Annotated in this window: 21 protein-coding genes and 1 riboswitch; of the genes, 14 read left to right on the plus strand and 7 right to left on the minus strand. The window is 70.1% G+C overall.

Annotation, left to right across the window (positions count from 1 at the left end):
• Positions 1 to 250 precede the first annotated feature (250 nt).
• From dprA to ACFV57_RS12195, 3 genes are all read left to right on the plus strand, one after another.
• Positions 251 to 1,426 (plus strand): DNA-processing protein DprA, encoded by a 1,176-nt coding sequence (dprA, locus tag ACFV57_RS12185; protein WP_385229198.1) that lies wholly within the window; start codon positions 251 to 253, stop codon positions 1,424 to 1,426.
• A 364-nt stretch (positions 1,427 to 1,790) separates the two neighbouring features.
• Positions 1,791 to 2,627 (plus strand): RNA polymerase sigma factor WhiG, encoded by an 837-nt coding sequence (gene whiG / locus ACFV57_RS12190; protein ID WP_385229201.1) that lies wholly within the window; start codon positions 1,791 to 1,793, stop codon positions 2,625 to 2,627.
• 1,182 nt (positions 2,628 to 3,809) lie between these two features.
• Positions 3,810 to 4,349 (plus strand): TetR/AcrR family transcriptional regulator, encoded by a 540-nt coding sequence (locus tag ACFV57_RS12195; RefSeq protein ID WP_385229498.1) that lies wholly within the window; start codon positions 3,810 to 3,812, stop codon positions 4,347 to 4,349.
• Here ACFV57_RS12195 and ACFV57_RS12200 read toward each other — a convergent pair.
• The gene (locus ACFV57_RS12200) at positions 4,303 to 5,427 is read right to left on the minus strand and encodes a murein hydrolase activator EnvC family protein (protein ID WP_385229204.1); all 1,125 of its coding nucleotides are present in this window, start codon (positions 5,425 to 5,427) and stop codon (positions 4,303 to 4,305) included. The two genes, ACFV57_RS12195 and ACFV57_RS12200, sit on opposite strands and share 47 nt — an antisense overlap.
• Before the next feature lie 446 nt (positions 5,428 to 5,873).
• On the opposite strand from ACFV57_RS12200, the gene rpsB reads away from it, so the two are divergent.
• The 9 genes from rpsB to ACFV57_RS12245 all read left to right on the plus strand — a co-directional run bounded on the left by rpsB (position 5,874) and on the right by ACFV57_RS12245 (position 15,836).
• Entirely contained in the window at positions 5,874 to 6,773 is a 900-nt protein-coding gene (gene rpsB, locus ACFV57_RS12205; protein ID WP_385229207.1) for a 30S ribosomal protein S2, read from the plus strand.
• Positions 6,774 to 6,882: 109 nt separating this feature from the next.
• Positions 6,883 to 7,719, plus strand: a complete 837-nt coding sequence (tsf, locus tag ACFV57_RS12210; RefSeq protein WP_385229210.1) for a translation elongation factor Ts — start codon at positions 6,883 to 6,885, stop codon at positions 7,717 to 7,719.
• Positions 7,720 to 7,895: 176 nt separating this feature from the next.
• Positions 7,896 to 8,669, plus strand: a complete 774-nt coding sequence (pyrH, locus tag ACFV57_RS12215; RefSeq protein WP_030017377.1) for a UMP kinase — start codon at positions 7,896 to 7,898, stop codon at positions 8,667 to 8,669.
• 175 nt (positions 8,670 to 8,844) lie between these two features.
• Positions 8,845 to 9,402, plus strand: coding sequence for a ribosome recycling factor (gene frr / locus ACFV57_RS12220; protein ID WP_003980211.1), 558 nt, complete (start codon positions 8,845 to 8,847; stop codon positions 9,400 to 9,402).
• Complete coding sequence (locus ACFV57_RS12225) at positions 9,402 to 10,532, plus strand: phosphatidate cytidylyltransferase (RefSeq protein ID WP_385229214.1); 1,131 nt, start codon at positions 9,402 to 9,404, stop codon at positions 10,530 to 10,532. The genes frr and ACFV57_RS12225 overlap by 1 nt, the downstream gene beginning before the upstream one ends.
• Positions 10,533 to 10,668: 136 nt before the next feature.
• On the plus strand, positions 10,669 to 11,775 hold the full coding sequence (gene rlmN / locus ACFV57_RS12230) for a 23S rRNA (adenine(2503)-C(2))-methyltransferase RlmN (RefSeq protein WP_385229217.1): 1,107 nt from the start codon (positions 10,669 to 10,671) through the stop codon (positions 11,773 to 11,775).
• Between the two features lie 33 nt (positions 11,776 to 11,808).
• Positions 11,809 to 11,943, plus strand: a riboswitch (TPP riboswitch).
• 78 nt (positions 11,944 to 12,021) lie between these two features.
• A complete protein-coding gene (locus ACFV57_RS12235; RefSeq protein WP_385229220.1) occupies positions 12,022 to 13,098 on the plus strand; it encodes a thiamine ABC transporter substrate binding subunit in 1,077 nt (358 codons plus the stop codon).
• 62 nt (positions 13,099 to 13,160) lie between these two features.
• Positions 13,161 to 14,774, plus strand: a complete 1,614-nt coding sequence (locus tag ACFV57_RS12240; RefSeq protein ID WP_385229223.1) for an ABC transporter permease — start codon at positions 13,161 to 13,163, stop codon at positions 14,772 to 14,774.
• Positions 14,775 to 15,836, plus strand: coding sequence for an ABC transporter ATP-binding protein (locus ACFV57_RS12245; RefSeq protein ID WP_385229226.1), 1,062 nt, complete (start codon positions 14,775 to 14,777; stop codon positions 15,834 to 15,836).
• A 384-nt stretch (positions 15,837 to 16,220) separates the two neighbouring features.
• On the opposite strand, the gene ACFV57_RS12250 is transcribed toward ACFV57_RS12245, so the two are convergent.
• The 6 genes from ACFV57_RS12250 to ACFV57_RS12275 all read right to left on the minus strand — a co-directional run bounded on the left by ACFV57_RS12250 (position 16,221) and on the right by ACFV57_RS12275 (position 22,898).
• The gene (locus ACFV57_RS12250; protein ID WP_385229501.1) at positions 16,221 to 17,210 is read right to left on the minus strand and encodes a hypothetical protein; all 990 of its coding nucleotides are present in this window, start codon (positions 17,208 to 17,210) and stop codon (positions 16,221 to 16,223) included.
• A 157-nt stretch (positions 17,211 to 17,367) separates the two neighbouring features.
• Positions 17,368 to 18,549: an LOG family protein gene (locus ACFV57_RS12255; RefSeq protein ID WP_385229229.1), complete on the minus strand. Its 1,182-nt coding sequence runs from the start codon at positions 18,547 to 18,549 to the stop codon at positions 17,368 to 17,370.
• Positions 18,550 to 18,663: 114 nt separating this feature from the next.
• Positions 18,664 to 19,875: a hypothetical protein gene (locus ACFV57_RS12260; protein ID WP_385229232.1), complete on the minus strand. Its 1,212-nt coding sequence runs from the start codon at positions 19,873 to 19,875 to the stop codon at positions 18,664 to 18,666.
• Positions 19,857 to 20,588: an ABC transporter ATP-binding protein gene (locus ACFV57_RS12265; protein WP_385229235.1), complete on the minus strand. Its 732-nt coding sequence runs from the start codon at positions 20,586 to 20,588 to the stop codon at positions 19,857 to 19,859. Before ACFV57_RS12265 ends, ACFV57_RS12260 begins: the two co-directional genes overlap by 19 nt.
• Before the next feature lie 472 nt (positions 20,589 to 21,060).
• Positions 21,061 to 22,422, minus strand: coding sequence for an aspartate aminotransferase family protein (locus ACFV57_RS12270; protein ID WP_385229237.1), 1,362 nt, complete (start codon positions 22,420 to 22,422; stop codon positions 21,061 to 21,063).
• 2 nt (positions 22,423 to 22,424) lie between these two features.
• The gene (locus ACFV57_RS12275) at positions 22,425 to 22,898 is read right to left on the minus strand and encodes an Lrp/AsnC family transcriptional regulator (protein ID WP_003980199.1); all 474 of its coding nucleotides are present in this window, start codon (positions 22,896 to 22,898) and stop codon (positions 22,425 to 22,427) included.
• A gap of 179 nt (positions 22,899 to 23,077) precedes the next feature.
• On the opposite strand from ACFV57_RS12275, the gene ACFV57_RS12280 reads away from it, so the two are divergent.
• Together ACFV57_RS12280 and ACFV57_RS12285 are read left to right on the plus strand one after the other, a co-directional pair.
• Positions 23,078 to 24,532 carry a gamma-aminobutyraldehyde dehydrogenase gene (locus ACFV57_RS12280; RefSeq protein WP_385229241.1) on the plus strand — a complete coding sequence of 485 codons (1,455 nt, stop codon included), beginning with the start codon at positions 23,078 to 23,080 and terminating at the stop codon, positions 24,530 to 24,532.
• Between the two features lie 210 nt (positions 24,533 to 24,742).
• Positions 24,743 to 25,927: a spermidine/putrescine ABC transporter substrate-binding protein gene (locus tag ACFV57_RS12285; RefSeq protein WP_385229244.1), complete on the plus strand. Its 1,185-nt coding sequence runs from the start codon at positions 24,743 to 24,745 to the stop codon at positions 25,925 to 25,927.
• Positions 25,928 to 25,963: the final 36 nt, after the last annotated feature.

A 25,963-nucleotide genomic window follows, 5' to 3' on the forward strand; every position in this document is an offset into this window, starting at 1 on the left:
TCGTGGTCTGCACTGCGCCTACCCCGCCCCGGTTCGTGCCACCCCCGGGTGTGGCTGTCTCGGCCGCGCCTGCCCGGGCCTCCAGTTGAATCGCGCCCGCCGAGGCGCGTCGACGTGGGGCGACGCATTTACCACTTTCGGCTACACGACGACGCCCGACCATCAGGGCAGCACCCACGGAAACGAAGAGAGGAAGAAGGGCATGCGGGGGACTGAAGCCTGTTTGGCGACAGGCAACGCGAGGCGACACATGAGTGAAGGCGGAGAGGAAAACAGAGAGGCGGAAAGGAACGCACGCGCGGTGCTGACGCGCATCGTCGAGCCGGGTGACGAGACGGTAGGGCGGTGGCTACGGCAGACGACGCCCGCTCAGCTCGTACAGTCCCTGTTCGGCGAGCGCGACATGCCGACGGGAGTGTCCCAGGAAAAGTTTGAGGGGCTACGCCTGAGGACCGCTCGGGTGGACGTCAACCAACCAGCCGCGGACCTCGAAGCCGTCGCTGCACTCGGCGGCCGGTTCGTCTGCCCCGGAGACGACGAGTGGCCGCAACAGTTGGACGATCTGGGAGATGGGCGACCGCTCGGCCTGTGGGTGCGCGGCAGCGCGAACCTGCGCATGTGGGCCCTGCGCTCCGTTGCGGTCGTCGGCGCTCGTGCCTGTACGGAGTACGGCGCACACTTGGCGGCCACCCTCGGCGCGGATCTGGCGGACGGTGGCTGGACGGTGGTGTCCGGAGCCGCTTACGGAGTGGATGGTGCGGCTCATCGAGGTGCTCTCTCGGCGGAGGGGTCCACTGTCGCCGTGATGGCCTCCGGCGTCGATTATGCCTACCCGCGCGGACATACCGACCTGATCCGACGGCTGGCGGAACAGGGCTTGGTGGTAGCGGAGTTACCTCCCGGCGACCATCCGACCCGCAGTCGTTTCATCCTGCGGAACCGGGTCATCGCGGCCCTCACCCGGGGCACCGTGGTGGTAGAGGCCGAGCTGCGCAGCGGGTCTCTGGTCACCGCCCGGCGGGCGACGGAGCTGGGCAGGTTCACCATGGGGATGCCGGGGCCGGTCACCAGCGGGCTGTCGGCCGGCGTCCATCAACTTCTGCGTGGCGAAGCGGTAGTGGTCACCAACGCGGCTGAAGTCATCGAGCTGGTCGGCAGCATCGGCGACCTGGCGCCCGCACAACGCGGGCCGGTCCTCTCCCGCGACCTCCTCGATCCGGTGGCGACCCGGGTGCTCGAAGCGGTGCCCGCGAGGGGCGGCGCGGATTCGCGGCGGCTGGCGCGGGACTCGGGCACGGCAGAGGAAGTGGCGCAGGGCAAGCTCTTCGAGCTGCAGTCGCTGGGGTTCGTTCAAAGGTGTGGTGCTGTCTGGGAGTTGGCTCGACGTCCCACGGCCGTGGCGAGTTCCGGGCGAGACGGCCCTTGACCCGGGGCGAACGGGTGAAGTGGTGAGGGAAATGGTCGCGGAATCCAAGTTTGCCGTGCTTCGGCTCGTAGGGTCCGGCCCTCGTTGGGGGGCGGTCGGCCATGTCGGCTGCCGCTGTGTCGGGCAGCAGCGAAGACGCGTACGGGGGAGCGTGCGCCGGGCGCCCGTAACGACGGGCCCTTACCCCTGGGAGTGGATTTGGCACGGCCCCCTGTAACCCGGGGGTGCGGGCAGCGGAACGTATCTGCGCACTCCCGAACGACCCTTCATCGCGCATCGCGACACTGCAGTCACGCTACGCTCACGAGTAATTCCCTCACGCACGTGTTCCCCAGTGTTTCGGCAGAACGGCTCAAGGCAACGAATGCCCCAGCACACCTCCGGGTCCGACCGCGCGGCCGCGCCCCCCGCCGCGCGCGGTAGCGTGCGCCCCACCGCGCCCACCTCGCTGGAGGAACTCTGGCGCGCCTACAAAGCCTCGGGTGACGGACGGCTGCGCGAGCAGTTGATCCTGCACTACTCACCTCTGGTGAAGTACGTCGCCGGCCGCGTCAGTGTCGGCCTGCCGCCCAACGTCGAGCAGGCCGACTTCGTCTCCTCCGGCGTCTTCGGGCTCATCGACGCCATCGAAAAGTTCGATCCTGAGCGCTCGATCAAGTTCGAGACGTACGCCATCACCCGCATCCGGGGCGCGATGATCGATGAACTGCGGGCCCTGGACTGGATTCCGCGGTCGGTACGACAGAAGGCCCGAGCGGTCGAGCGGGCATACGCCACGCTGGAGGCCCAACTGCGGCGTACCCCGACCGAAGCGGAGGTGGCCTCGGAAATGGGCATCGCGCTGGAGGAACTCCACGGGGTGTTCAGCCAATTGTCGTTGGCCAACGTCGTCGCCCTGGAGGAGCTTCTGCACGTCGGCGGCGAGGGCGGCGACCGGCTGAGTCTGATGGACACCCTGGAAGACACGGCTGCCGACAACCCTGTCGAGGTGGCCGAAGATCGCGAGCTGCGGCGGCTGCTGGCACGGGCCATCAACACACTTCCCGAGCGCGAGAAGACCGTCGTCACGCTCTACTACTACGAGGGCCTCACCCTCGCCGAGATCGGCAACGTCCTCGGCGTCACCGAGAGCCGGGTCAGCCAGATCCACACCAAGTCCGTACTGCAGCTCCGCGCCAAATTGGCTGACGTGGGGCGGTGAGGGTGGGCCGGGCTGGGCTGGGCCGAGGCGGGCTGGGGCGGGGCGGGGGAGGTGGGGTTCAGCTGCCGTCGCGCTCGGGCGAGGCGTTCTGTCGCGGGTACGGCGGGATCGCCTGTAGCCCTGGGCTGACGAGGGCGGAGTCTCTCTGGGGCGTCAATGCTTAGCTCTTCTGGGCCGTCGACGCCTGCGAACACTTCCGCGGCCGGAGCTGAGGCCGCCGCTGCGCTGGCGCCCTCCCGTCGGCGACGCTTTGCGAAGACCCGGCCCATGTGCTCAGCCCCGTACTCGCCCCTTGCCTTCCCTTCTCTCCCCGGACTGCCTCCCCCGTGGGGCCACCCCTCCCGTAGGGCCCCATGGGGGACCCGGGCCGCCCCCACCATGGGCCCGGGTCGCCCGGGGCCTCTTCCTCGGGGCCCTTGCCGCGCCTTCCCCTGACGGGCCGGGCCCAAGGCCCTTCTTCTCTCCCTCCCCCCCCCGGCCCACCCACCTCCACCACCTCCTCCACCTCCACCACCTCCGCCGCGCCCCTGTGGCGCTCCCCAGGCGTCGCTGGGCCGTCAGCCGCCTGCGCGCAGGCCTCCGTGTCCGAGGGCTGCAGAAGGGCGCGCATTGAACCACTGCGTTTGCCCTCCCGCGGCAGGTTCGCCACGCCCGCCCGCCTTCACCCCTCAGTCCACGGCCGACCCGCGCATGGCTTTGCGTAAGCCAGCGCGCTCTGTCCCGCCGTAGCCTCGTGGCGGACCGCCTTTGGGCTGATGGCCGCTCCACGGTGATGCTCCGCGCAAACGGCTCTGCGACGGTGACACCTCTCGTACCGCCCGCCCCTCCGCTAACGTCAGGCGCCCCCAGGCCCCACGCCCCCACGCCCTACAGCCGGGCTCCGACGCTGTACGGGTTCGCTTTTCCGCTTCGCCAGCATTCGAGGCGTAGGCACGCCCACTCGGCTGCCCGGGCCGGTGCATCGGCGGCCACCGCCCCGCCCCGCTCGCTCGAACTAGGGGATTCCCCTGTGCCGCGGTTCGACTCGGCGTGCTTTCTCCCTTTTCATGGTGGTTATTCGCTGTTCTATTTCTGGTTGTCGGCACGGGTGCATCGTGATGCGGAGTGCCGCGTCAGGCGTGCCATCCGTACAGTGGTGGCGTGCCCAGGATTCGAGCGGCCTCTGTGGCCGAGCACCGGACGATGCAGCGTGGCGCCCTTCTGGACGCCGCCCGCACCCTGCTGTCCGAAGGCGGGACCGAGGCGTTGACCTTCCCCGCCCTCGCCGAGCGCACGGGCCTCGCGCGCTCCTCCGTCTATGAGTACTTCCGTTCCCGCGCGGCTGTCGTCGAGGAGCTGTGCGCTGTCGACTTCCCCGTATGGGCGGCTGAGGTCGAGGCTGCGATGGATCGGGTCGAGGGGTCCGAGGCCAAGATCGAAGCGTATGTGCGGCAACAGCTTGCGCTGGTCGGTGACCGTCGGCACCGGGCCGTGGTCGCCATCTCGGCGGGCGAGCTGGACGCAGGCGCGCGGGAGAAGATCCGTGCCGCACACGGCGGACTGATCGCGATGATCGTGGAAGCCTTGGCCGGCCTCGGTCACGAGCAGCCGCGTCTCGCCGCCATGCTGCTTCAGGGCATCGTCGATGCTGCCGTACGCCGTATCGAGCTCGGGGCCGCGGAAGACCCGACGCAGATCACGGAGGCTGCGGTCGCCATGGTTTTGGGCGGCGTAAGAGGCTGAGCAGGGGGTTGGTCCGGCCTTCCTCGGCGTGTGCTACTTGCCGGTAGAGGTGAGCTGGGTGGGCCGGGGTTTTGGTGTGCACCCGGTCAGTGCCAGTGCCGGAGTTAGTGCCTCTCGTGCGTGTTGAGTGGCGCGGTGCTGGTGGGGCGCGGTGGTGTGCTGGATCTTCGCCTGGTTCGGGTACGCCGATGACCGGTAGGAGCCGCGACGGGCCGGGATGCAGTATCGAGGCCGGGAGCAGGGACAGCGGGTCCAGGTAGATCCGGTCGCGGAGCAGGCCCCAGTGCAGGCACGGGCTGGAGCCGTGGAAGGGGCCTGAGGCGAGGGTGGCCACGGGTTGGCCTGCGGTGACGTGGTCGCCTTTCCGGACGGTCGGGTCGACCGGCTCGTAGGTGGTCCGGAGCGGTGGTCGCCCGGACTCTGCAACCTCGATTGACAGGACGCCGCGGCCCGCCACCATGCCGGCGAAAAGCACGCGGCCCGGGGCGGCGGCTCCCACCGTCGCGCCTGGCGAGGCGGCAAGGTCCACCCCCCGATGGCCGGGCGCCCAGGGGGCGGGCGGAGGCTCCCAGCCGCGCGCGATGGTGGGCCGTGCGCCGGTCGGTCCGGCGACCGGCCATGCCCGTTCGCCGTTGGTTGCTGGGGAGAGGTGGGCCGCCCGGGCGGTGAATGGGTGGTCCGGTGGCGGAGGGCCTTTTGGCCATGCGGTAGGTGTCTCAGGGGGTGATGGGGCCGCGCCGGTGAGCCCGGCAGCTGTCGCAGCGGCACCGGCCAACAGCACGGCTAACGAGGCGCTCACTGCGCAGAGGGCCAGGACGCGGACGACGGCTGGGAGAGCACCGCCCCGGCCGCCGCCCCCCGCCTGCCAGGCATAGAGGGTGCCGGAGCGGCGGGAGGTGCAGGAGGGTCCCAGGCCGGTCCGATCGGCGTGGTTGATGGGTTCAGCAGCGATGCGTAGGGCCCGTTGGACGAGGGCGGACGGCACGCGGGGCCGGCGAGTGTTCGAAGTGCTTGCGCTGCGTTTCGGGTGCCAGGTGATTACGGCTCGTACGGTCTCGGTAATGGTTCGTAGGCGCATGTCTCGACGATGACGCGGGCGGCCGCTGCTTGGGGATCTTGAGCTGGATCGGTGGATTACCGGCGGGTTGTGCACAACCGCGTCACCCGTGCGATACCTCAGATCGCTGCCCCAAGCCCCACTCCCACGGCAACCTCCACCCCACTCCCACAGCTACCTCCATCCCGCCCCCACGCCATCTCCACCCCACCCCACCACCTGGCCGAAAGGAGCGTGTCGCCCGTCCCTTCGGCGGTCCCGTACACTTCTTGTGGCGATCCGGGTCACCGGGTCGACTTCGCACGCCCCGCCACCAGCGCAACAGTCCCTTTTCGGGCAGCACGGTGGCCGCGCCCCTCGGTCCTCGGAAGGCCCCGCAAGGTTCCTTCCCCGGCAGAGCGCGCCGGGGCGTCAGGCACCGCGGCCGCCCGGCCGCAGTGGAACCGAGTAACACGAGGAGTACGGCCATGGCCGTCGTCACGATGCGGGAGCTGCTGGAGAGCGGCGTCCACTTCGGGCACCAGACCCGCCGCTGGAACCCGAAGATGAAGCGCTTCATCTTCACGGAGCGCAACGGCATCTACATCATCGACCTGCTCCAGTCGCTGTCGTACATCGACCGCGCCTACGAGTTCGTCAAGGAGACCGTCGCCCACGGCGGCTCGGTCATGTTCGTCGGCACCAAGAAGCAGGCCCAGGAGGCCATTGCCGAGCAGGCGACCCGCGTGGGCATGCCCTACGTGAACCAGCGCTGGCTCGGCGGCATGCTGACGAACTTCTCGACCGTCTACAAGCGCCTGCAGCGTCTGAAGGAGCTCGAGCAGATCGACTTCGAGGATGTGGCCGCCTCCGGCCTCACCAAGAAGGAGCTCCTGGTCCTCTCCCGCGAGAAGGCCAAGCTGGAGAAGACCCTCGGCGGTATCCGCGAGATGCAGAAGGTGCCCAGCGCCGTCTGGATCGTGGACACCAAGAAGGAGCACATCGCCGTCGGCGAGGCGCGCAAGCTCAACATCCCGGTCGTGGCGATCCTCGACACGAACTGCGACCCGGACGAGGTCGACTACAAGATCCCGGGTAACGACGACGCGATCCGCTCCGTCACCCTGCTCACCCGCGTGATCGCCGACGCCGTCGCCGAGGGCCTCATCGCCCGCTCCGGCGTCGCCACCGGCGACCAGAAGCCGGGCGAGAAGGCCGGCGAGCCGCTCGCCGAGTGGGAGCGCGACCTGCTCGAGGGCGACAAGAAGGCGGACTCCGAGGAGGCCCCCAAGGCCGAGGACAAGCCCGCCGAGGCCCCCGCCGCCGAGGTTCCTGCCGCTGAGGCCCCCGCCGCCGAGGCCGAGAAGCCGGCCGCCGAGCAGGCCTGACGCCGCACGACCGGTTGACGACGGCGGGGGAGAGCGCCACGCGCGCTGCCCCCGCCGTCCACCCGTAGATCTTTCGACTGTCGAGATTTCGAGAAGAGATTCACAGACCATGGCGAACTACACCGCCGCGGACGTCAAGAAGCTCCGCGAGCTGACCGGCGCCGGCATGATGGACTGCAAGAAGGCCCTGGACGAGGCCGAGGGCAGCGTCGACAAGGCCGTGGAGATCCTCCGCGTCAAGGGCCAGAAGGGCGTCGCCAAGCGCGAGAGCCGTTCGGCCGAGAACGGCGCCGTCGTCTCCCTCATCTCCGAGGACAAGACCTCCGGCGTCCTGCTTGAGCTGAAGTGCGAGACGGACTTCGTCGCCAAGGGTGAGAAGTTCCTGGCCGTCGCCAACGCGCTGGCCGCGCACGTCGCCGCCACCTCCCCGGCCGACCTCCAGGCGCTGCTCGCCTCCGAGATCGAGGCCGGCAAGACCGTCCAGGCGTACGTCGACGAGGCCAACGCCACGCTCGGCGAGAAGATCGTCCTGGACCGCTTCGCGCAGTTCTCCGGTGGCTACGTGGCCGCTTACATGCACCGCACCATGCCCGACCTCCCGCCGCAGGTCGGCGTCCTGGTCGAGCTGGACAAGGAGAACGCCGAGACCGCCAAGGACGTCGCGCAGCACATCGCCGCGTTCGCGCCGAAGTACCTCACCCGTGAGGACGTCCCGGCCGATGTCGTCGAGAACGAGCGTCGCGTCGCCGAGGCCACCTCGCGCGAGGAGGGCAAGCCCGAGGCCGCCCTCCCGAAGATCGTCGAGGGTCGCGTCAACGGCTTCTTCAAGGAGAACACGCTGCTGGCGCAGCCCTTCGCGAAGGACAACAAGAAGTCCGTCGAGAAGGTCCTGGAAGAGGCCGGTGTCTCGCTGAAGCGCTTCGCGCGCATCCGCGTCGGCGCCTGAGCCCAGCCGTGGGCCTTGTCGCCAAGGCCAGCGAATGACCTGCGGCCCCGCTAGGGTCGTACGCAGTCGGCCGCGTACCGGCCGACCGCAGATGTGACGAGGAGGCCATTGCCGTACAGGGATCTGAACCAGACCCCCGGCAATGGCCTTCTTCGTATGTGCACGAGGAGAGCGTGATGAATCAGGGTGCCGACGGCGCGGACACAGCCCACAAAGCCGACAGTGACGGGAAGGGACGCTTCCTGCTGAAGCTGTCGGGCGAAGCGTTCGCCGGCGGCGGCGGACTGGGCGTCGACCCCGATGTCGTGCACGCCATCGCCCGTGAGATCGCAGCCGTGGTCCGCGACGGCTACGAGATCGCCATCGTGATCGGCGGCGGCAACTTCTTCCGCGGAGCCGAACTGCAGCAGCGCGGCATGGACCGCGCCCGCTCGGACTACATGGGCATGCTCGGCACGGTCATGAACTGCCTGGCCCTCCAGGACTTCCTGGAGAAGGAGGGCATCGACTGCCGCGTCCAGACCGCGATCACCATGGGCCAGGTCGCGGAGCCGTACATTCCGCTGCGCGCCGTGCGCCACATGGAGAAGGGCCGCGTCGTCATCTTCGGCGCCGGCATGGGAATGCCGTACTTCTCCACCGACACCACCGCGGCCCAGCGCGCCCTTGAGGTCGGTGCCGAGGCCATGCTGATGGGCAAGAACGGGGTGGACGGGGTCTACGACGCCGACCCCAAGAAGTTCCCGGACGCGGTGAAGTTCGACGCCCTCGAATACGGCGAGGTCATCACCCGCGACCTCAAGGTCGCCGACGCCACCGCCATCACGCTCTGCCGTGACAACAAGCTGCCGATCCTCGTCTTCGAACTGCTCGCCGAGGGCAACATCGCGCGCGCGGTGAAGGGTGAGAAGATCGGCACGCTCGTCAGCGATCAGGGCACCCGGGCCTGACGGCCCCAACTGCCGTATTGCCGTACGGGCAGCGCACCGTACGGGCGGCAACCCCGGGTCCGGGGAAGACCCCGGCACGGGGATGGACAACGGCCTGCCGGTCGGACACCGTGCAGGAGAAGACGCGCGGCAGGGGCGAGGCTCTGCTTCTTACCGAAAAGACCAGGAGCAAGTGGTGATCGAAGAGATCCTCCTCGAGGCCGAGGAGAAGATGGAGAAGGCCGTCGTGGTCGCCAAGGAGGACTTCGCCGCGATTCGCACCGGGCGTGCGCACCCGGCGATGTTCAACAAGATCGTGGCGGACTACTACGGCGCCATGACGCCGATCAACCAGCTGGCGTCGTTCTCGGTGCCCGAACCGCGGATGGCCGTGGTGACCCCGTTCGACAAGAGCGCGCTGCGCAACATCGAGCAGGCGATCCGGGACTCCGACCTGGGCGTCAACCCGAGCAATGACGGCCATATCATTCGCGTGAACTTCCCGGAGCTCACCGAGGAGCGCCGCCGGGAGTTCATCAAGGTCGCCAAGAACAAGGCCGAGGACTCGAAGATCTCGATCCGCAGCATCCGGCGCAAGGCCAAGGAAGCCCTCGACAAGCTCGTCAAGGACAAGGAGTCCGGCGAGGACGAGGTACGCCGGGCGGAGAAGGAGCTCGACGACACCACCGCGAAGTACGTCGCGCAGGTGGACGAGCTCCTCAAGCACAAGGAATCCGAGCTCCTCGAGGTCTGATGAACGAGTCATCCTGGGGGGCCCCGCCTGGCGTCGGTCAAGCCGGTCAATGGGGACCACCCGACCAGGGACCCGTCGGTTCGGCGGGTCCCGCGCACGACTGGGGCGCGGCGGCGCAGACTCGCCCCATGCCCATCGTGCCCGACCCAGGCGGACACCAGGACGACGACCGGAAACCTCTGGACGACGACCGGGACGACCGGGGGGCCGCTCGGCTGAGCGGCCCCCTGTTCCGCGACGAACAGCCGCAGGAGCCCATGCCCACCTCTTTGCCGGGGCCCGACAGCTCACAGCAACCCCACAAGCCGCAGAAGAAGAGCGCGGGACGCAACCTCCGGGCCGCCATAGGGGTCGGCGTCGGCCTCGGCGCCGTCATCCTCATCTCGCTCTTCGTCTACAAGCCGCTGTTCGTGGGCGTGATAGTGATCGCGGTGGTCGTGGGCCTGTGGGAGCTGACCTCGCGGCTGTCGGAGCGCAAGGACATCAAGGTGCCGCTGGTGCCGCTCGCGCTCGGCGGTACGGCCATGGTGGTCGCCGGCTACGTGCGGGGCGCGGAGGGTGCCTGGGTGGCGATGGCCCTCACCGCGCTCGCCGTCCTCGTATGGCGCATGACGGAGGCCCCCGAGAACTACCTCCGTGACGTCACGGCAGGCGTCTTCGCGGCGTTCTACGTGCCGTTCCTGGCGACGTTCGTGGCGATGATGCTGGCCGCCGACGACGGGCCGCAGCGCGTCCTGACGTTCCTGCTGCTGACCGTCGTCAGCGACACGGGCGCGTACGCGGTGGGCTGGCGCTTCGGCAAGCACAAGCTCGCGCCGCGCATCAGCCCCGGCAAGACCCGCGAGGGGCTGTTCGGCGCGGTGCTGTTCGCCATGGTCGCGGGCGCGCTGTGCATGGAGCTGATCATCACGGACGGCGCCTGGTGGCAGGGCCTGCTCCTGGGCATCGCCGTCGCGGCCAGCGCGACGCTCGGCGACCTCGGCGAGTCCATGATCAAGCGGGATCTCGGCATCAAGGACATGGGCACGCTGCTGCCCGGCCACGGCGGCATCATGGACCGCCTGGACTCCCTCCTGCCGACCGCCCCGGTCGTCTGGCTCCTGTACGTCATCTTCGTCGGATCCGGCTGACCAGCGGTTTTCCGTACGCGTCCCCGTACGCGTGAGGGGCCCGTCACACCTTGTGGCGGGCCTTTTCGCGCTCCGGGACCGGCCTCCCGTCCGAGCGGCGATCGTCACTTCGTACGTCTGCGACACTGGAAGAACCATGCCTAAGCCCGGAGAACTCACTTTCGTCGCGCCGCGCGGGGCCAAGAAGCCCCCGCGGCACCTTGCTGATCTCACCCCCGCCGAGCGGCGCGAAGCCGTGGCCGCGGCCGGTGAGAAGCCGTTCCGCGCCAAGCAGCTGTCGCAGCACTACTTCGCGCGGTACGCGCACGACCCGGCGGAGTGGACCGACATCCCGGCCGCGGCGCGCGGCAAGCTGGCGTCGGAGCTGCTGCCCGAGCTGATGAGCGTGGTGCGGCACATCTCCTGTGACGACGACACCACCCGTAAGACGCTGTGGAAGCTCCACGACGGCACGCTCGTGGAGTCCGTGCTGATGCGCTACCCGGACCGGGTCACGATGTGCATCTCGTCGCAGGCCGGGTGCGGCATGAACTGCCCGTTCTGCGCGACGGGGCAGGCCGGACTGGACCGGAACCTCTCCACCGCGGAGATCGTTCATCAGATCGTCGACGGCATGCGGGCGCTGCGCGACGGTGAGGTGCCGGGCGGGCCGGCCCGGCTGTCCAACATCGTCTTCATGGGCATGGGCGAGCCGCTGGCGAACTACAAGCGGGTCGTGGGCGCGATCCGGCGGCTGACCGACCCCGAGCCCGACGGCGTGGGGCTGTCCCAGCGCGGCATCACGGTGTCCACGGTCGGTCTCGTCCCGGCGATGCTGCGGTTCGCGGACGAGGGCCTGAAGTGCCGGCTCGCGGTGTCGCTCCACGCACCCGACGACGAGCTGCGCGACACGCTCGTACCGGTCAACACGCGCTGGAAGGTGCGCGAGGTGCTGGACGCCGCCTGGGAGTACGCGGAGAAGTCCGGCCGCCGGATCTCGATCGAGTACGCCCTGATCCGCGACATCAACGACCAGGCCTGGCGCGGGGACCTCCTGGGCCGACTGCTCAAGGGCAAGCGCGTCCATGTGAACCTGATCCCGCTGAACCCGACGCCCGGTTCGAAGTGGACCGCCTCGCGCCCCGAGGACGAGAAGGCGTTCGTCGAGGCCATCGCCGCGCACGGAGTGCCGGTGACCGTCCGCGACACGCGCGGGCAGGAGATCGACGGCGCCTGCGGGCAGCTCGCGGCCTCGGAGCGCTGACCGCCCGCTGGTACTGTGTGATCGAACAAATGCACATTCCGACAGGGGAGCGCCACAGCGCTGAGAGTGCGGCAGTGTCACGGACCGAGCGTCACGGACACCGAGGTGCCGCAGACCCTTGAACCTCGCCCGGGTCATTCCGGGTAGGAAGTTCGGTCGTCACTCATGCTGTTGCGCCCCATCCGGCCTTCCTCGTGAAGCGCCGGGTGGGGCCGCGTCTCTTCCTGGCCAGCCAGGAGGAATCCAGTGAGCACCACCAGAAGGATCACCGTCACGGCGCTGGCCGCCGCGGCCGGCATGACGGCGCTCGCCGCGTGCGGCTCGGGCGGCGGCGGCAGTACGGACCCCAAGACGGTCACGCTCGTCAGCCACGACTCCTTCAACGTCTCCAAGTCCGTGCTGGAGGAGTTCACCCGGCAGACCGGCTACAAGGTCAACGTGCTCAAGGGCGGGGACGCGGGCAAGGCCGTCAACCAGGCGATCCTCTCCAAGGGCAACCCGCAGGGCGACGTCTTCTTCGGGATCGACAACACACTGCTGTCGCGTGGCCTGAAGGAGGGGCTCTTCACCCCGTACGAGGCCAAGGGGCTGGCGAGCGTCCCCGGAGAGCTGCAGCTCGACAAGGCGGAGCACCGGGTGACGCCGGTGGACTACGGCGACACCTGCGTCAACTACGACCGCGCCTACTTCGCCGAACACAAGATCGCGCCGCCGCGGACCTTCGACGACCTGCTCAAGCCCGAATACAAGGGACTGCTCGTCACCGAGAACTCCGCCACGTCGTCGCCCGGCCTTGCCTTCCAGCTCGGCACCATCGCCGAATACGGTGAATCCGGCTGGCAGGACTACTGGAAGAAGCTCAAGGCCAACGGCGTAGAGGTCGTGGACGGCTGGGAGCAGGCGTACAACGAACGCTTCTCGGGCTCCGCGGCAGGCAAGGGCAAGGGCGACAAGCCCCTGGTGGTCTCGTACGCCTCCAGCCCGCCCGTCGAGGTGCTCGGCAAGAAGCCCGAGCCCAAGGAAGCGCCGACGGGTGTCGCGACCGGTACGTGCTTCCGGCAGATCGAGTTCGCCGGCCTGCTCAAGGGCGCCAAGAACGACAAGGGCGGCAAGGCGCTGCTGGACTTCCTGCTGAGCAAGAAGTTCCAGGAGGACGTCCCGCTCCAGATGTTCGTCAACCCGGCGCGTACGGACGCCAAGGTGCCCGAACTGTTCACCAAGTACGGCGAGAAGATCGACAAGCCGGAGACGGTGGCTCCGGACGCCATCACAAAGAACCGCGAACAATGGATCAAGCAGTGGTCCTCGCTCGTCCTGAAGTAACCGGCCGCGAGAAGCGGGCACGGCGCTCACGGGGACGGGGAACGGCCTCGCGGCTGGCTCTGATGGCCCTGCCGCTCGCCTTCTTCGCGCTCTTCTTCGCCTACCCCGTCGCCGCGATCGTCGGGCGCGGGCTGAAGGACGGCGGACAGTGGCAGCTGGGCCGGGCCGGGGAAGTGCTCTCCGACCCGGACGTCCTGCACGTGCTGTGGTTCACCGTCTGGCAGGCGGCGGCATCGACCGGGCTCACGCTGCTGATCGCGCTCCCCGGCGCATACGTCTTCGCGCGCTTCGAATTCCCCGGAAAGAGGCTGCTGCGGTCGGTGGTCGCGGTGCCGTTCGTCCTGCCCACGGTGGTGGTGGGCTCGGCGTTCCTGGCGCTGGTCGGGCGCGGCGGCGTACTGGACGACCTGTGGGGCGTACGGCTGGACACGTCGGTGTGGGCGATCCTGCTGGCGCACGTCTTCTTCAACTACGCCGTGGTCGTACGGACCGTCGCCGGCCTCTGGGGACAGCTCGACCCGCGGCAGGAGGAAGCGGCCCGGGTGCTCGGCGCGTCCCGCTGGAGCGCCTGGCGGCGGGTGACGCTGCCCGCTCTGGCGCCGGCCGTCGCGGCGGCCGCTCTGATGGTCTTCCTCTTCACCTTCACCTCCTTCGGGGTGGTGCAGATCCTGGGCGGGCCGAAGTTCTCCACTCTGGAAGTGGAGATCTACCGGCAGACCGCCGATTTCCTGGACCTCCCGACGGCCGCCGTCCTCACCCTGCTGCAGTTCGCCGCCGTGCTCGCATTGCTGGCGCTGCACGCCTGGACCGTACGGCGGCGGGAAGCCACCCTCACACTCGTCGACCCGGCGCAGACGGCGCGACGGCCCCGTGGCGTCGGCCAGTGGGCGCTGCTGTGGGGCACGCTCGTCGTGATCACACTGCTGCTGGTGGTGCCGCTGCTGGTGCTGATCGAGCGCTCCTTCGCCGGACCCGACGGCTACGGGCTCGTCTTCTACCAGGCGCTGCGGTCCGCGGCCTCCATGGACAGCACCTTCGCCGTCGCCCCACTGAACGCCCTGTGGAACTCTCTCGCCTACGGGGCCGCCGCCACGCTCATCGCCCTCGTGGTCGGCGGGCTGGCGGCGGCCGCACTGACGAAGCGGGGCGGCAGGCTGGTGCGGGGGTTCGACGCGCTGCTGATGCTGCCCCTCGGGGTTTCGGCGGTGACCGTCGGCTTTGGTTTTCTGATCACTCTCGACAAGCCGCCGCTCGATCTGCGTTCGTCGTGGTGGCTGGTGCCGCTGGCCCAGGCGCTGGTCGGGGTGCCGTTCGTCGTACGCACCATGCTGCCGGTGCTGCGCGCGGTGGACGAGCGGCTGCGTGAGGCGGCCGCGGTGCTGGGGGCCTCGCCGTGGCGCGTATGGCGCGAGGTCGACCTGCCGCTGGTGCGACGGGCGCTGCTGATCGCCGCGGGCTTCGCCTTCGCCGTGTCGCTGGGCGAGTTCGGCGCGACGGTCTTCATCGCCCGGCCCGACAACCCGACGCTGCCGGTGGCCGTGGCGCGGCTGCTGGGACGCGCCGGAGAACTCAACTACGGGCAGGCGATGGCGCTGTCCACGATCTTGATGGTGGTGTGCGCGGGCGCGCTGCTGGCGCTGGAGCGCATCCGTACCGATCAGGCCGGAGAGTTTTAGATGGCGGAACACGCTGACACAGCGGCGGACGGCGCACTGCTGCGGCTGGAGGACGTCACCGTCCGCTTCCGCGACGGGCAGCCGGCCGCCCTGGACGCGGTGGACCTGGACGTCGCCGCACGGGAGATCGTCTGTGTGCTCGGGCCCAGCGGCAGCGGGAAATCCACCCTGCTTCGGGTGGTGGCGGGACTGCGATCCGCCGACGCGGGACGCGTGTACCTGGAAGGCCGCGACCAGTCGTGCGTACCCACGCACCGGCGCGGCGTCGGGCTGATGTTCCAGGACCACCAGCTCTTCCCGCAGCGGGACGTCGGCGGCAACGTCGCCTTCGGGCTGCGCATGCGGGGAGTGCCCCGCGCCGAGCGGGACCGCACGGTGGCCGGGCTCCTGGACCTCGTCGGCCTGCCGGGCGCGCAGCGGCGCGCCGTCGCGGCGCTGTCCGGCGGCGAGCAACAACGCGTCGCGCTGGCCCGTGCGCTCGCGCCCCGGCCCCGGCTGCTGATGCTGGACGAACCGCTCGGACAGCTCGACCGCGGTCTGCGCGAGCGCCTGGTCGTCGAACTCCGCCGTGTCTTCGGCGAACTGGGTACGACCGTGCTGGCGGTGACCCACGACCAGGGGGAGGCCTTCGCGCTGGCCGACCGGGTGGTGGTCATGCAGGAGGGGCGGATCGCGCAGAGCGGCACCCCGCTGGAGGTGTGGCAGCGTCCCGCCACCGAGTTCGTCGCCCGTTTCCTCGGCTTCGACAACGTGGTGGAGGCGACGGTACGGAGCGAGTCCGCCGACACCCCATGGGGCAAGCTGCCCGTGCCCGAGGGCACGGCGGACGGACGCTGCCGCCTGCTCGTACGCCCGGTCGGTGTACGGATCACCACCGCCTCGGAAGGGCTTCCGTGCACGGTCGCGGCCCGCACCTTCCGCGGCACGCACGTCGCCCTGCTCCTCCAGCCGGACGCCGGCCCGCAATTGGAGGCGGCCTGCGCGCTGCGGGACGCCCCGGAAGACGGAGAGTCGGTGGGCGTCACCTTCGCGGCGGAAGACGTCGTGGTCCTGGACCGCTGACGGACGTTTTCCGTGGGGACGGCGGGCGCGCGTGCCCGAGGCTGCCTGCCGTCGGCCGGCAGAGGCGGCTTGCCGTCGGCCGGTCGTTTGAGGACAACGGTCACCAGACATCCGCCACAGACAGCCGCCCCATGCGGGCCCGGAGCGGGCCCGCATGGGGCGGAGGGGGGCCTGCTGTCAGCCCCGCGGGTCCCCGTGGGTCCTGCCGCTGATGCCTGGAGGGGGCTCCGCGCGCCTCGTTGGGCCACTGTTCGCCGGTAGCCGGTGGCCGGTGGCCGGTGGCCGGTGGCCGGTGGCCGGTGGCCGGTGGCCGGTGGCCGGTAGCCGGGGCCTGTGGCCCTGTGGACGGAGCCGGTGGCTGTCGGCTGGTGCCCCGTGGCGTGTCTACGAAGAAGTGGCGCGGCTGCCGGCCGTGGGTCGGTTGTCGCTCTCGGGCGACTGCCCGTCCAGCGTCTTCGCTCCCTCCGCAGGAGCCGGTACGGCCGCCGATCCGGTCCCGGAGCCGTCTTCCGGCTCGCCGAACCAGGCGACCGCGACGGCACCGGCCACCGCGATCACGAAGCCGAGCACGGCCATCCAGGCGAAGCCGGGACGGGAGGAGTCGCCGAGCCACAGCACCCCGAGGATGCCAGGAACCACTGTTTCGCCCACCACCAGCGCCGCCGTGGCGCCGTTGACCGAACCGATCTGGAGGGCCACCGTGTGCAGGTACATGCCACCGACGCCGGCGACGAGAATGGCGTAAAGGGCCGGGTCGGCCAGGAGCGTGGGCAGGTTGAACGGGTCGACGCCGTTCAGTACGCGTACTCCGACGCCGAGCGCGCCGAAGCCCAGACCGGACAGCAGACCGGCGAGGATCGCGGCGCGGCTGCCCAGCAGCCGGACGACCAGTGTGCCCCCGCCGATCAGCACCACCGAGGCGACCAGCAGCCACCAGTGCGTGGTCGTCGAGGCGTCACCGCCGCCCTCCGGTCCGGCTGCCGTGGCCAGCAGGACCAGTGCCGAGCAGACGACGGCGATGGAGGCCCACTCGGGCCGGTTCAGCCGGATGCCGAGCAGCTTGATGCTGAGCACGGCGGTGATCACGAGGTTGGCGCTGATGACGGTCTGCGAGAGGAACAGCGGCAGCATCCGGGCGGCCAGCGCGCCGAGGCCGAACCCCACGAAGTCCAGCACCGTGCCGACCATGAACTCCCACGTCACGGCGGCCTTGGCGGTCGAAGAGAGGCTGGGCCCGCCATGCTGGGTGACGCCGGTCGTGGACGCGGCGGCCGCCTCCCGGCGCGCGGACTTGCGCGACCCCACCGCTTGCAGGACCGACCCCGTGCCATAGCAGGCCGAGGCCGCTACCGCCGTCAGAAGACCGATGAGCACCAAGAACTCCGTTTCGCGCACTGCCTGGTTTTACCTGTGCATTACCTGACTAGCGAGACGTGGTTTCGGGGGCGTGAGTTGCCTCGGACGGCCAAGCAGGTAATCAAACAGGTGCCCCGGGAGTAGAGGAAAGGTGCTTTTCGGGCGATTCGGCGGCTCAGGCTGCTGGATCAGGGGAAGCGGGCGTTTCCCCAAGGCGGGCCAGCGCCTCCGGGGCCTCTTCCACCGAGTCGACCAGCGCGATCCTGGCGGACATGGCCCGCTCCGCTGCGAGTGCCCGCAGCAGCGGCCAGGCCGGCAGCTTCTCGGTCCAGTGGGCGCGGTCGACGAGCACCATGGGGGTCGGCTCGCCCCGCGATCCGTAGTAGTTCGGCGTCGCGTTGTCGAAAATCTCCTGCACGGTGCCCGCCGCGCCGGGCAGGAAGACCACTCCGGCGTTGGAGCGTGCCAGGAGGCCGTCCTCGCGAACCGCGTTGACGAAGTACTTGGCGATGTGGGCTGCGAAGGCGTTCGGCGGCTCGTGACCGTAGAACCACGTGGGGATGCCGACCGATTCCCCGCCGCCCGGCCAGCGGTCGCGTACCTCGATGGCGGCCCGGGCCCAGTCCGTCACCGACGGGCCGAAGTGCGGCGCCTTGGCGAGGAGAGCAAGGCTCTCGTCGAGCATGGTGTCGTCGAAGGGAGCGGCGTAGGCACCGAGATTCGCGGCCTCCATCGCGCCCGGGCCGCCGCCTGTGGCGACCGTCAGGCCGGTGCGGGCGAGCCGCCGCCCGAGCCGGGCCGCGCCCTCGTACGCGGCGGAACCGCGCTCCAGCGCGTGCCCGCCCATGATGCCGACGACGCGTGCCCCGGCGAGGTGTTCGTCCAGCGCGTCCGAGATGGCGTCGTCGTGGATGCTGCGCAGCATGGAGGCGAAGATGTCGCCGTCCGACATGGTCCGCTGGTACCAGCCGTAGGCGCGGGCGTCGGGGGTCGCCGCGTACCCGGCGTCCGTGGCGAGGGACTCGAAGAGTTCGCCGGGTGAGTAGAGACTGCCGCGGTACGGGTCGAAGGGGAGGTTCGGTATCGGCGGGAAGACCAGGGCGCCGCTTGCCCGTACGCTCGCGGCGGCCTCTGGCTCCATGCGGCAGCCGAGGAAGACGGCGTCGGACGTGGGGGTCCCGAGCAGGGCCGAGGTACGGCCGGTCAGATCGACGGACTGCACGCGGTAACCACGCAGGCTGCCCGAGGCCAGGACGCGGTCGAAAGCGGCGAGCGTCTCGATCTCGCGGTCGCTGCCGCGCCGTTGCGGACGTTCGACGGGGCGATGGGGCGTGGGGGGCTCGGAGTTCGGCTGCACGCCCGTCATCGTAGGGGGAGGGTGCCGCGGGCCGAGATGAGGGCCGGGCGGGGAGCATGGTGAGGGCTGGGCCCGGCTGGTTGTCGGCGTGGGGCCGGGGCGTGGTGCGGGAGGTCAGTGGAGGAGGGGGAGGGCGGCGAGTTCGGCGATGCCCCAGGTCAGCGGGCCCAGGACGACGAGCAGGGCCAGGACGCGCAGGGCGGAGGCACGGAGCAGGAGGGAGCGGGGAGTACCGAGACGGCGGAGGGCGGCGGTGGTGTGGGTACGGGCCCAGCGGGCCTCCAGGGCCGCCGTGAGGGCGCTGGCCGTGACGCAGGCCAGCACGAGGGCCGCGCCCAGTCCCGTGAGGGGGCCGAAGGGGCGCGTAGGGGCCGCCTCGTACACCCTCACCGCCGCATACGTACCGGACGCGACCGCACACAGCACGCCGAGCGGGCGGCCGATGCGCCGGGACTCCTCCTGGAGGACGCGGCCCGCGAGCAGGCGCACGGCGCCCGGCCGGCCGGCGGCGAGCAGGCGGCCGGACAGCTGCGCCAGGCCGGGGCCTGCCAGGACCAGGCCGAGGGCGGAGAGCGTCCAGCCCGCCAGGACGCCCGGCGGGCTGCCGATGAGGCGTCCGGGCAGGGGGAGGAGCGTGTCGGCGCTTGCGGGGCCGCGGCTGACGTAGGTCTCCAGGGCGAGGCCTGCCGCCGTCAGTGTGATCCCCCACGGGAGTGCGGCGGGTACGGAGGAGCGGGTGCTGTTGCTGTCCGTGGCGGTGAGCGGCTCGCCGGCCCCGGTGGCCGCCCGGGCCCCACGCCTGCTGCCGCGGACGTCCTTGCGGGGGCGCAGGACGGCCGCGGTGGTGGCGGCGGCCGTCAGCGGGACGACGGCGAGGAGCATCAGCGTGCCCGCCAGGGGCAGCGAATGGCCCGCGCCGAGGAGCTGGGTGGCGGAATCGGTGGCGGTCGCGCCGCCGAGGTCGCCACGGAGCGCGAGGAAGGCGAGCAGCGCGAAGAAGCTGCCCAGGACGCAGGAGACGGCGGTGGACGTCGCGGCGATCAGCGTCAGCCGGGCGGGGCCCAATCCGGCGGCGGACATGCCCCGTTGAGGGCGGGACGCGGGGTCCGTACGGGCCGCGGACAGGGCGAGCTGCGCGGTGGCCGCGACCGGGATGGCGCACCACAGGAGGCGTACGAAGGAGTCCGTGGCCGTCTCGGGGTGCGCGGCGGCGTGGCCGAGTGCGGCCAGGAGGAGGAATCCCGTGCCCGCGGAGGCGGCGGCCACGAGCAGGCGGCGCAACAGGACGAGGGGGTGGGCCCCGCGGGCTAGACGGAGAGCGAGCACTCTGCCCTGCTTTCCTTGTCGGGGGCGGGGGCCTTGGTGCCGACGCGTCGGCCGTCGAGGAGTGCCACGGTGCGGTCCGCGAGGGTGTCGGCCTCGGGTTCGTGGGTGGCGAGGACCACCGTGATGTCGTGCGAGCGGGCGGCCGTGGTGATGGTGCGCAGAACCTGGGCGGCGTCGGCACGGTGCAGCGGCGCCGTGGGCTCGTCGGCGAACAGGACCTGCGGCGCGCAGGCCAGGGCGCGGGCGATGGCGATGCGCTGGCGCTGTGACTGGTCGAGGCGGCCGGGGCGTTGGCGGGCGCACATGCCCACGTCCAGGCGGTCCAGCCATTCGCCGGAGGTCTGCTTGGCGGAGCGGTGGCCGACCCCGCGCAGCAGCAGGGGGAGCGCGGCGTTCTCCCAGGCGGTCAGCTCGGGGACGAGGTGCGGTTCGGTGTCCACCCAGCTGAACCGGTCCAGGCGCAGCCGTTCGCGGCTGAGCGGCGAGAGGGTGTGCACTGGTGAACTGTTGAACCAGATTTCGCCGCTGTCCGGCAGAAGTTGGCCGGAAAGGCACCGCAGGAGCGTCGTCTTGCCGCAGCCGCGAGGCCCGGTGACGGCGAGGATCTCGCCCTCGCGGACACCGACGGAAACCCCGGTCAGAGCGGGGGAGCCGGCGTATGTGTGGTGCAGGCCGCGCGCCCAGAGAACGTCGTTGTCAGGTGGGGCCACCATCTGCGCACCTCATGCTCGTCGCGTCCGATCGTTCCCCCGACCGGGTGAACGACCATGGAGAGTATCGGTCACTGGCACGGTAAGGAGTGGCGACCCTCGGTATTCGGCGCTCGGCGCGCACCACGGCCCAGGTTCACCCAAACGGCCGCTTATATGAAGAACCTGGCAGAAGGGGAGCTGGAGGGGCCTGCCGGGCGGCACGGGGCGCGCAGGCATGAGGCGGGGACGGCGCCCGGAGCCCGCGCTCGTCCGTGTCCCACGCCTGTCCGAAGGGCGTACGGGGCCGCGAGTTCGTGGCCGTACGCGCATCACGGGCGGGCGCGCGAGCCTGCTGAGCGGGCACGGGCCGGCAGGCGGGCGGAGGCGGCGACGAGGGGGCCGGTCGGTCCAGGCCGAAGGCCCGGGGCCGAGGCCGTAACGGCTCTGCCGCTCAACCTTCGACCCCGGGCCCGGCACCGCCGTTCCGCACTCCTCAGAGCTTCGTCCAAGCCTCCTGGAGCGTCCCCCGCAGGATCTGCTCGATCTCGTCGAACACCGGCTGGTCGGCGATGAGAGGCGGGGCGAGCTGGACCACCGGGTCGCCGCGGTCGTCGGCGCGGCAGTACAGGCCGTTGTCGAAGAGGGCCTTGGAGAGGAAGCCGTACAGGACGCGCTCGGTCTCCTCGTCGTTGAACGTCTCCTTGGTGGTCTTGTCCTTGACGAGTTCGATGCCGTAGAAGAAGCCGTTGCCGCGCACGTCGCCGACGATCGGCAGGTCGTGGAGCTTCTTCAGCGTCGAGAAGAACGCGTCTTCCTTGTCCAGCACGTGCTGGTTGAGGCCTTCGCGCTCCAGGATGTCGAGGTTGGCGCAGGCGACGGCGGCGGAGACCGGGTGGCCGCCGAAGGTGTAGCCGTGCAGGAACGTGTTGTCGCCCTTGTAGAACGGCTCGGCCAGCCGGTCGGAGATGATGCAGGCCCCGATGGGGGAGTAGCCCGAGGTCATGCCCTTGGCACAGGTGATCATGTCGGGTACGTAGTCGAACTTGTCGCAGGCGAACATCGTGCCCAGGCGGCCGAAGGCGCAGATGACCTCGTCGGAGACGAGCAGCACGTCGTGGCGGTCGCAGATCTCGCGTACGCGCTGGAAGTAGCCGGGCGGGGGCGGGAAGCAGCCGCCCGCGTTCTGCACCGGCTCCAGGAAGACGGCGGCGACGGTGTCCGGGCCCTCGAAGAGGATCTGCTGCTCGATCTGGTCCGCGGCCCAGCGGCCGAACGCCTCCGGGTCGTCGCCGAAGAGCGGCGCCCGGTAGATGTTGGTGTTCGGCACCTTGTGCGCGCCGGGCACCAGGGGCTCGAACGGGGCCTTGAGGCCCGGCAGGCCGGTGATGGAAAGGGCCCCCTGCGGCGTGCCGTGGTAGGCCACCGCACGCGATATGACCTTGTGCTTGGCCGGCTTGCCGGTGAGCTTGAAGTACTGCTTGGCCAGCTTCCAGGCGGTCTCGACGGCCTCGCCGCCGCCGGTGGTGAAGAAGACCTTGTTCAGGTCGCCCGGCGCATGGTGCGCCAGGCGCTCGGCCAGCTCCACGGCCTTGGGGTGCGCATACGACCAGAGGGGGAAGAAGGCCAGTTCCTGGGCCTGCTTCAGCGCGGTCTCGGCGAGCTCGGCGCGGCCGTGTCCGGCCTGGACGACGAAGAGGCCGGCCAGACCGTCGATGTAGCGCTTGCCCTGTACGTCGTAGATGTTCGTGCCCTCGCCGCGCACGATCGTCGGCACGGGGGCGTTCTCGTACGACGACATGCGGGTGAAGTGCATCCACAGGTGGTCGTAGGCCGTCTTCGAGAGGTCAGCGGTCATGGCTATCTGGTTCCCCAGGTGTAGGTCTGCTTACGGAGCTTGAGGTAGACGAAGCTCTCGGTGGTCCGGACGCCGGGCAGCGTGCGGATGCGCTTGTTGATCATCTCCAGGAGGTGGTCGTCGTCCTCGCAGACGATCTCGATGAGGAGATCGAAGGAGCCCGCGGTCATGACGACGTACTCGACCTCTTCCATGGCCGTCAGGGCGTCCGCCACCGGGTCGAGGTCGCCTTCGACGTTGATCCCGACCATCGCCTGCCGTCGGAAGCCGACCGTGAGGGGGTCGGTGACCGCGACGATCTGCATCACGCCTTGGTCGAGCAGTTTCTGTACGCGTTGCCGTACCGCCGCCTCGGACAGGCCCACGGCCTTGCCGATCGCGGCGTACGGACGGCGGCCGTCCTCCTGGAGCTGCTCGATGATCGCCAGGGAGACGGAGTCGATCGACTGGGTGCCGTTTCTGTCACGAGTGGCCACATCCCTCACTGTGCACGAGCCTCGTCAGTCCCGCAACCCTGATTCGATGAAATCAGTTGCCCAGAGAAGGCGACGCCACTGATTTCGTTGTTCATCCTTTGTGGGTATGTCGAAAACGTTGCCTTCCTGGCTAGGGTGGGCATCTCAACCACTGGACACCTGACTAGGAGGGGTCGCTCGTGACCACCGAACTGCGTCGGCTGCGCAACTACATCGACGGGGAGTTCCGGGACGCCGCCGACGGGCGGACCACCGAGGTGGTCAACCCGGCCACGGGTGCGGCGTACGCCACCGCTCCGCTGTCCGCCGCCGCGGACGTCGACGCCGCGATGACCGCAGCCGAGGCCGCCTTCCCCGCCTGGCGCGACCTGGTACCGGCCGAGCGCCAGAAGGTCCTGCTCAAGATCGCCGACCGCTTCGAGGAGCGGGCCGAGGAGCTGATCGCCGCCGAGTCGGAGAACTGCGGCAAGCCCCTCGCGCTCGTGCGCTCGGAGGAGATCCCGCCGATGGTGGACCAGATCCGCTTCTTCGCGGGCGCCGCCCGGATGCTGGAAGGCCGCGCGGCCGGCGAGTACATGGACGGCTTCACGTCCATCGTCCGCCGCGAGCCGGTCGGCGTCTGCGCGCAGGTCGCGCCGTGGAACTACCCGATGATGATGGCGGTGTGGAAGTTCGCGCCGGCGCTCGCCGCGGGCAACACCGTCGTCCTCAAGCCCTCCGACACCACGCCCGCCTCGACCGTGCTGATCGCCGAGATCATCGGCGGCGTGCTGGACGAACTGGGGCACAGCCGCGGCGTCTTCAACGTCATCTGCGGCGACCGGGACACCGGCCGCCTGATGGTCGAGCACAAGACCCCGGCGATGGCCTCGATCACCGGTTCGGTACGGGCCGGCATGCAGGTCGCCGAGACCGCCTCGAAGGACCTCAAGCGGGTCCACCTGGAGCTGGGCGGCAAGGCCCCGGTCGTGGTCTTCGAGGACACCGACATCGCCAAGGCCGTCGAGGAGATCTCGGTGGCGGGCTACTTCAACGCGGGCCAGGACTGTACGGCCGCGACCCGGGTCCTCGTCCACGAGACCATCCACGACGAGTTCGTGACGGCGCTCGCCAAGGCCGCCGCCGACACCAAGACCGGCGCGGTCGACGACGAGGACGTGCTCTACGGACCGCTGAACAACGCCAACCAGCTCGCGCAGGTCAAGCGCTTCATCGACGGCCTGCCCGCGCACGCCAAGATCGAGGCGGGCGGCCACCAGGTCGGCGAGAAGGGCTACTTCTACGCCCCGACCGTCGTCTCCGGCCTCAAGCAGGACGACGAGATCATTCAGCAGGAGGTCTTCGGCCCGGTCATCACTGTCCAGTCCTTCCGGGACGAGGACCAGGCCGTCGAGTGGTCCAACGGCGTCGAGTACGCGTTGGCGTCCTCGGTGTGGACCAAGGACCACGCGCGGGCCATGCGGATGTCCAAGAAGCTGGACTTCGGGTGCGTGTGGATCAACACCCACATCCCGCTGGTCGCCGAGATGCCGCACGGCGGCTTCAAGAAGTCCGGTTACGGCAAGGACCTGTCGGGCTACGGCTTCGAGGACTACACCCGCATCAAGCACGTGATGACGTCGCTCGACGGCTGAGCGCGTAGCCACGGAGGACGGGGCCCAGGGCGGGGGCCCGGCTGTGGGCGGCGGGGCCGGGTGCCCCGTGCGCCGTGCTGCGGCCCCGCGCCTGGCGCCCCATGCCCGGGGCCCCACGCCCCGCGCTCGGCACACCGTCGTGGGCAGTGCCCCGGCAGTCGACGTTCTGTCGCTTGCCGCCGCTGCCCACGCCACGTGAGAGTGCTCGCCATGGCTGAACTTACACGGCGTTCGCTGCTACGGAGCACGGTCGGTACGGGAGCGGCCGGGGCGCTGGCCCTGCTGGCGGCCGGATGCGGAGTGCCCGCCGCGTACGTCGCCCCGGCCGACCGCGCCGCCCCCGACCGCTCGGCCCGGGACCGGCGCCTGACCTTCGCCAACTGGCCGCTCTACATCGACGTGGACGAGCGCGACAAGCAGCTGCGGCCCACACTGGCGGCGTTCGAGAAGCACACCGGCATCTCCGTGACGTACACCGAAGAGATCAACGACAACGACGAGTTCTTCGGGAAGATCAGCCCCGCGCTGATGAACCACCAGCCGACCGGTCGCGACCTGATCGTCATCAGCGATTGGATGTGCGGCCGTTTCGTACGGCTCGGCTGGGTACAGGAGATGGACCGCGAGCGGCAGCCGAACGTCGCACGGCACCTCGACCCGCTGCTGCGCGCCCCGCACTTCGACCCCGGCCGCAAGCACTCCGTGCCATGGCAGTCGGGCATCACCGGCATCGCGTACAACCGCAGGAAGCTCGGACGGGAGATCCAGCACACCGCCGACCTGTGGAAGGACGACCTGCGGGGGCGGGTGACGCTGCTGTCCGGGCTGGACGAGTCCTTCGCGATGCTCATGCAGGGCGACGGAGCCGACATCACGCGCTGGACGGAGGACGACTTCTACCGGATGACGGGCCGCATCCGCCGCCTCGTGGCGAAGAAGCACATCCGGCGCTTCACCGGCAACGACTACATCAAGGACCTGGCCTCGGGAGACGTGCTCGCGGCGCAGGCGTATTCGGGTGACGTCATCCAGCTCAGGGAGGACAACCCGGACATCGAGTTCGTGGTGCCGCAGGAGGGCGCCGAACTGTGGGCGGAGAGCCTGATGATCCCCGCCCGCGCGGAGCACAAGCGCAACGCGGAACGGCTGATCGACTTCTACTACCGTCCGGAGACAGCCGCCGAACTGGCCTTCTGGGTCAACTACGTCTGCCCGGTGCCGGCCGCGCGGGACGTCCTCGCCTCCTCCAAGGACGGGGAACGCGCCGCGCTGGCCGAGGACCCGCTGGTCTTCCCTGACGACGCGATGCGCAGGCGCCTGGCCATCGCCCGCGACATCACGTCCAAGGAGCGCCCGGCGTTCGCGAAGGAGTGGAACGGGATCGTGGGGTTGTGAGGGCGCGGGGGTTGTGAGGTTCCCCGTGGCGTGGTG

The sequence above is a fragment of the Streptomyces sp. NPDC059788 genome (assembly GCF_042732265.1).
GTDB lineage: Bacteria > Actinomycetota > Actinomycetes > Streptomycetales > Streptomycetaceae > Streptomyces.

Excerpts from the sequence above, each read along its gene's own strand:
- ACFV57_RS12265 (WP_385229235.1), bottom strand. The coding sequence starts at position 20,588 with ATGGTGGCCCCACCTGACAACGACGTTCTCTGGGCGCGCGGCCTGCAC.
- ACFV57_RS12195 (WP_385229498.1), top strand. The coding sequence starts at position 3,810 with ATGCAGCGTGGCGCCCTTCTGGACGCCGCCCGCACCCTGCTGTCCGAA.
- pyrH (WP_030017377.1), top strand. The coding sequence starts at position 7,896 with ATGAATCAGGGTGCCGACGGCGCGGACACAGCCCACAAAGCCGACAGT.
- ACFV57_RS12225 (WP_385229214.1), top strand. The coding sequence starts at position 9,402 with ATGAACGAGTCATCCTGGGGGGCCCCGCCTGGCGTCGGTCAAGCCGGT.
- tsf (WP_385229210.1), top strand. The coding sequence starts at position 6,883 with ATGGCGAACTACACCGCCGCGGACGTCAAGAAGCTCCGCGAGCTGACC.
- rpsB (WP_385229207.1), top strand. The coding sequence starts at position 5,874 with ATGGCCGTCGTCACGATGCGGGAGCTGCTGGAGAGCGGCGTCCACTTC.
- rlmN (WP_385229217.1), top strand. The coding sequence starts at position 10,669 with ATGCCTAAGCCCGGAGAACTCACTTTCGTCGCGCCGCGCGGGGCCAAG.
- ACFV57_RS12285 (WP_385229244.1), top strand. The coding sequence starts at position 24,743 with ATGGCTGAACTTACACGGCGTTCGCTGCTACGGAGCACGGTCGGTACG.
- ACFV57_RS12240 (WP_385229223.1), top strand. The coding sequence starts at position 13,161 with ATGGCCCTGCCGCTCGCCTTCTTCGCGCTCTTCTTCGCCTACCCCGTC.
- ACFV57_RS12200 (WP_385229204.1), bottom strand. The coding sequence starts at position 5,427 with ATGCGCCTACGAACCATTACCGAGACCGTACGAGCCGTAATCACCTGG.
- whiG (WP_385229201.1), top strand. The coding sequence starts at position 1,791 with ATGCCCCAGCACACCTCCGGGTCCGACCGCGCGGCCGCGCCCCCCGCC.
- ACFV57_RS12270 (WP_385229237.1), bottom strand. The coding sequence starts at position 22,422 with ATGACCGCTGACCTCTCGAAGACGGCCTACGACCACCTGTGGATGCAC.
- ACFV57_RS12245 (WP_385229226.1), top strand. The coding sequence starts at position 14,775 with ATGGCGGAACACGCTGACACAGCGGCGGACGGCGCACTGCTGCGGCTG.
- dprA (WP_385229198.1), top strand. The coding sequence starts at position 251 with ATGAGTGAAGGCGGAGAGGAAAACAGAGAGGCGGAAAGGAACGCACGC.